Origin of the sequence: Intestinimonas sp. RTP31139st1_F5_RTP31139_211217, from assembly GCF_040226735.1 — a bacterium.
GTDB classification, from domain to species: domain Bacteria; phylum Bacillota; class Clostridia; order Oscillospirales; family Oscillospiraceae; genus Intestinimonas; species Intestinimonas butyriciproducens.
On the sequence record NZ_JBCOAQ010000073.1, the window covers coordinates 374 to 4,988 of the forward strand.

The window sequence follows — 4,615 nt, forward strand, 5'->3', positions numbered from 1 at the left end:
GCCCGGGGGCTGCTGGCCGGCTCTGCGCCGGCGGCCGCCCTGGACCGCCTGACCGCGGAATTACAGCTCTGGGAGGAGGCCGCACGGACCTGCCCCAGGACCATCCTGGTCCTCACCAAGGCTGATCTGCCCCGGGGGGCGGACCGGGGCTTCTCGGTACTGGGCGGGGAAAAGGCACCGCCGGTGGTACGGCTGAGCGCCCGGACCGGGGAGGGACTGGCGGAGCTGTCCGACGCCGTCCGGGCCCTCTTTCCCCAGGGCGCCCCCGGGGAGGAGGGCGCCGTTCTCACCAACGCCCGGCAGGCGGAGGCCGCGGAGCGGGCCCTGCGCGGCCTGGAGCGCGCGGGGGAGGGTCTGGACGCCGGCGTCACCCCGGACGCGGTCCTCACCGATGTGGAGGGGGCCGTGGAGGCCCTGGGAGAGCTCTCCGGGCGGAACATTCGGGAGGATGTGGTGGCGCGCATCTTCGCCCGGTTCTGTGTGGGAAAGTAAAGACCTATGGCGCCCTTGTGGCGCAGCTTGAAAAAGACAGCGGCCCTCCCGCCCGCGTCCGGAGGGCCGTCAAAGCGCCGGGCGGTTTTCCGGCGCGGGACGTCAGGGCAGGTGGCTCAGGATGGTGAACACGCCGGTGGCCCCCCGCGCCACATAGATGACCTTGGTCAGCATGGAGATGTTGATCCAGCGCAGGATCCGCAACCCAAGCTGGATCCCGACTGCGATCCCCAGCATGCTGACCAGGGTGAAGGGCACCAGCGCCGGGGTAAAGATGCCCTTGCCGATCCGGATCAGCAGGTTGACGGTGGCGGTGCAGGCAAAAAAAAGCTGGATGGTGCCGGTGTACTCCTCCTTGCTCTTGGAGTTGGAGAGAAAGTAGACCGACATCAGAGGGCCGCCAATGCCGAAAAGCCCGCTGGACAGGCCGGAAATGGCCGAGCAGACCACTGCGGCGGGAATGCTGTCCCGGACGGTAAAGCGCCCGTCGGCAAACATGAAGTAGAGCGCCAGTACGATCAGGAAGACGCCGAAGACCAGGACCAGCACCTCCAGATCCAGGGAGGCGGCCAGAAAGATGGCAAAGGCGCTGCACGGGAGGTAGATCAGCAGGGGGAGGGGCAGCCGCCGGAAGGAGATACTGCTTCGAAAGCGGAAGGCCAGAGAATAATTCAAAAACAGGAGCGATGCGGAGGATACGGCCGAGGCGTGCAGCATATCCAGAAAAAAGGGGAGGATCATCATGATGACGATCCCTCCGCCAAAGCCGATCACGGTTTGGATGGTCCCGCCCAGAAGGGCGATCGCAGCGATCAACACCAGGTCCACACACAACATCTCCCGATCGTTTCTCACAGCCGCCGGAGAGCGGCGATTGCTGTTATTATAACAGAAGATAACGATTTGGTAAAGATTTTGTCAAGAAATTGGAGTAAAACAGAATAAAGAGAAAAAACGGCTCTCCCACTGCCCCGGCAGTGGGAGAGCCGTCGTTGCGCGCTGTGATCAGGGACCCGCCGGAGAGCGCGGCGGCTGATCAGGTCTTTTCCTCAAAGGACACGCCGCAATTGCGGCAGTTGATGGTGATCTTCCCCTTCCCTCTGGGGACGCGAAGCTGCTGGCCGCAGTTGGGACACTTGAAGTAGCGGTGCTCCTTGTCCCGGTGGATGGTGCGCCGGAGCTTGAACCAGCGGATGGCGGGGCCCGCCACCGTCATAAACTTTGCGTTTTCCGCCCGCCGGCGGTCGATCCGCCGGGAAAACATGCGGTAGATGCACCATGCCGCCACCAATGTGGACAGCAGGGAGAGGATGGAACTGTGCAGAAGGGAGGAGAGGAGGTAGAGCAGCAGATAAAGGGCAATAAGAAACACGGAGAGCTGGTCCCCGCCATAGCGGCCGTACATCAAACGCTGCATAAAATTCATCGCGGCTCATACTCCTTTCCGCTGAGATATCAATTAGATATCATAGCCTCTCCATGTGTCCCAGTCAAGAAATCAATCGTAAACAAAGTGTGAATTGTACTCTTGCGTCCGGGCGGAAAACCCGGTATACTGAATGAAAACAGAGATCGGAGGACCGGCTATGGCCCGAATCGACAAGGAAAATTATTATTTGGACATCGCAGAGACCGTGCTCAAGCGGGCCACCTGCCTGCGCCGGTGCTACGGCGCCATTATCGTCAAGAACGACGAGATTATCTCCACCGGCTACAACGGCGCGCCCAGAGGGCGCAGGAATTGCACCGACTTGGGCTATTGCACCCGGGACGCCCTCCAGGTGCCCTCGGGGGAGCGGTACGAGCTGTGCCGCAGCGTCCATGCCGAGGCCAACTGTATTATCTCCGCCGCCCGCAGCGCCATTCTGGGCGGCACACTGTATCTGGCGGGCCGGGACAGCAAGACCGGGGAGCTGCTGCCCGACGCCACATCCTGCTCCATGTGCCGCAGGCTCATCATCAACGCGGGCATTGACCGGGTGGTGATCCGGCGCACACCCAGCGAGTACACGGTGGTCCACGTGGAGGACTGGATCCGGGAGGACGACAGCCTGCCCCCGGCCCTTGGGTAGGAGGCGGGGCCGCGCTTCGGGTGTCACGCTGCGGCTCGTCCTCACAAAGTCCGCTTTGTTCGCTGCTCCCTACCGGGAAAAGCTCACTCCGCTCATCTCCGCGCCAAGCGCCGCCCCTGCGGGGCGGTTGCGCTCCGAAACGCGCCTGCGGGCGCAACCTTGCGCATCCTCTCCCCACAAAGCCTTGCGGCTTTGCGGGGACCCTTTTAGTGCGCTCTCTGCGACGGCGCGTCTATCCTCCGCGCTTCTTACCATTTCGCCTGCGAATGTTCTTGACAGAAAAGCAAGGCAGTCTTACAATATAAATGGACAAAACTGAAGAACTTTCAGTGGATGTTTTTCACAAAATCGTGTGGGGCGGCGCTGCGCGCCGGGGAAAGCGCGGTACCGCAGGGTCCTGCACGAATCATTTTATGCAAAATGCAGCATGTCAAAAATAAAAAAGAGAAAGTGGAGGTGTTTTCAGAATCTATGGATGTCACGACAGTCATTGTCGGCATTGTCTGCTTCGCAGTTGCGGCAGTTGTATTTTTTGTCCTGGGTAACCAGTACCGGAAGAACGTTGCCGAAAAGGAGATCGGCAGCGCCGAGGAAGAGGCAAAACGCATCATCAACGAGTCCATCAAAAGCGCCGAGAGCAAGAAGCGCGAGGCACTGGTGGAGGCCAAGGAGGAAATCCTGAAGGCCCGCAACGAGTACGAAAAAGAGGTCAAGGAGCGCCGCTCCGACCTCCAGAAGCAGGAGCGCCGTCTCCAGCAGAAGGAGGAGACCCTGGACCGCAAGACCGACAACATCGAGAAGAAAGAGGAGACCCTTTCCCGCAAGCTCGCCGAGCTGGAGGAGGCCCGGGAAGAGGTGAACACCCTCAAAAAGTCCGAGATGGATGTGCTGGAGCGCATCTCCGGCTTCACCGCCGAGGAGGCCAAGAACTACCTCATCGCCCAACTGGAGGCCGACGTCACCCACGAGTCCGCCATGAAGATCAAGGAGATTGAGGCCCACTACAAGGAAGAGGCCGACACCATCGCCCGGGAACTCATCTCGGGGGCCATCCAGCGCTGCGCCGCCGACCATGTGGCCGAGGCCACCGTCTCCGTGGTGCCCCTGCCCAACGATGAGATGAAGGGGCGCATCATCGGCCGCGAGGGCCGCAACATCCGCACACTGGAGACCATGACCGGCGTGGACCTTATCATCGACGACACGCCGGAGGCCATCACGGTCTCCTGCTTCGACCCGGTCCGCCGGGAGATCGCCCGCCTGGCCCTGGAGAAGCTCATCCAGGACGGACGCATCCACCCCACCCGCATCGAGGAGATGGTGGAGAAGGCCAAGCGGGAGGTGGACGCCACCATCAAGGCCGAGGGCGAGCGGGCCGTCTTTGAGACCAACGTCCACGGCCTGCACCCGGAGTTGGTGAAGCTCCTGGGCCGTATGCGCTACCGCACCAGCTACGGACAGAACGTCCTCAACCACTCCATCGAGGTGGCCCATGTGGCCGGTCTGCTGGCCGCCGAGATCGGCGCCAACGTGACCGAGGCCAAGCGGGCCGGCCTGCTCCACGACCTGGGCAAGGCCATCGACCACGAGGTGGAGGGCTCCCATGTGGCCATCGGCGTGGAACTGGCCCGGAAGTACAAGGAGTCGGAGAACATCATCCACGCCATCGAGGCCCACCATAACGATGTGGAGCCCCGGACCGTGGTGGCCTGCCTGGTCCAGGCGGCCGACGCCATCTCCGCCGCCCGGCCCGGTGCCCGGCGGGAGAACCTGGAAAACTATATCAAGAGGCTGGAAAAGCTGGAGGAGGTCACCTCTTCCTTCCCCGGAGTGGAGAAATCCTTTGCGATCCAGGCCGGCCGCGAGGTCCGCATCATGGTCAAGCCCGACCAGGTCTCCGAGGATCAGATGGTCCTGCTGGCCCGGGATATCGCCAAGAAGATCGAAGAGGAGCTGGAGTACCCCGGACAGATCAAGGTCCATGTGCTCCGGGAGACCAAGGTCATCGAGTACGCGAAGTAAAAGCAGGGAGAGGGCGCTCCGGACCTCCG

General features: G+C 62.1%; 4 protein-coding genes and 1 pseudogene. 3 read left to right on the forward strand and 2 right to left on the reverse strand.

Translation table 11 applies throughout. The annotated features are described in order from the left end of the window. Nucleotides 1-492, forward strand: a pseudogene (locus ABUA09_RS17890) (tRNA uridine-5-carboxymethylaminomethyl(34) synthesis GTPase MnmE); the annotation flags it as partial. A 102-nt stretch (nt 493-594) separates the two neighbouring features. On the opposite strand, the gene ABUA09_RS17895 reads toward ABUA09_RS17890, so the two are convergent. Both ABUA09_RS17895 and ABUA09_RS17900 read right to left on the reverse strand, forming a co-directional pair. Further along, nucleotides 595-1,320 (reverse strand): sulfite exporter TauE/SafE family protein, encoded by a 726-nt coding sequence (locus ABUA09_RS17895; protein WP_349949607.1) that lies wholly within the window; start codon nt 1,318-1,320, stop codon nt 595-597. Nucleotides 1,321-1,528: 208 nt separating this feature from the next. Further along, a complete protein-coding gene (locus tag ABUA09_RS17900; protein WP_033117039.1) occupies nt 1,529-1,918 on the reverse strand; it encodes a Zn-finger containing protein in 390 nt (129 codons plus the stop codon). Between the two features lie 160 nt (nt 1,919-2,078). Between ABUA09_RS17900 and ABUA09_RS17905 the strand changes: the two genes are divergently transcribed. Beyond that, complete coding sequence (locus ABUA09_RS17905) at nt 2,079-2,564, forward strand: deoxycytidylate deaminase (protein WP_033117038.1); 486 nt, start codon at nt 2,079-2,081, stop codon at nt 2,562-2,564. Between the two features lie 471 nt (nt 2,565-3,035). Further along, nucleotides 3,036-4,586 (forward strand): ribonuclease Y, encoded by a 1,551-nt coding sequence (gene rny / locus ABUA09_RS17910; RefSeq protein WP_033117055.1) that lies wholly within the window; start codon nt 3,036-3,038, stop codon nt 4,584-4,586. The last annotated feature ends 29 nt before the right edge of the window (nt 4,587-4,615 follow it).

Coding starts and splice junctions, on each gene's coding strand:
- rny (WP_033117055.1), top strand. CDS start 3,036: ATGGATGTCACGACAGTCATTGTCGGCATTGTCTGCTTCGCAGTTGCG.
- ABUA09_RS17900 (WP_033117039.1), bottom strand. CDS start 1,918: ATGAATTTTATGCAGCGTTTGATGTACGGCCGCTATGGCGGGGACCAG.
- ABUA09_RS17905 (WP_033117038.1), top strand. CDS start 2,079: ATGGCCCGAATCGACAAGGAAAATTATTATTTGGACATCGCAGAGACC.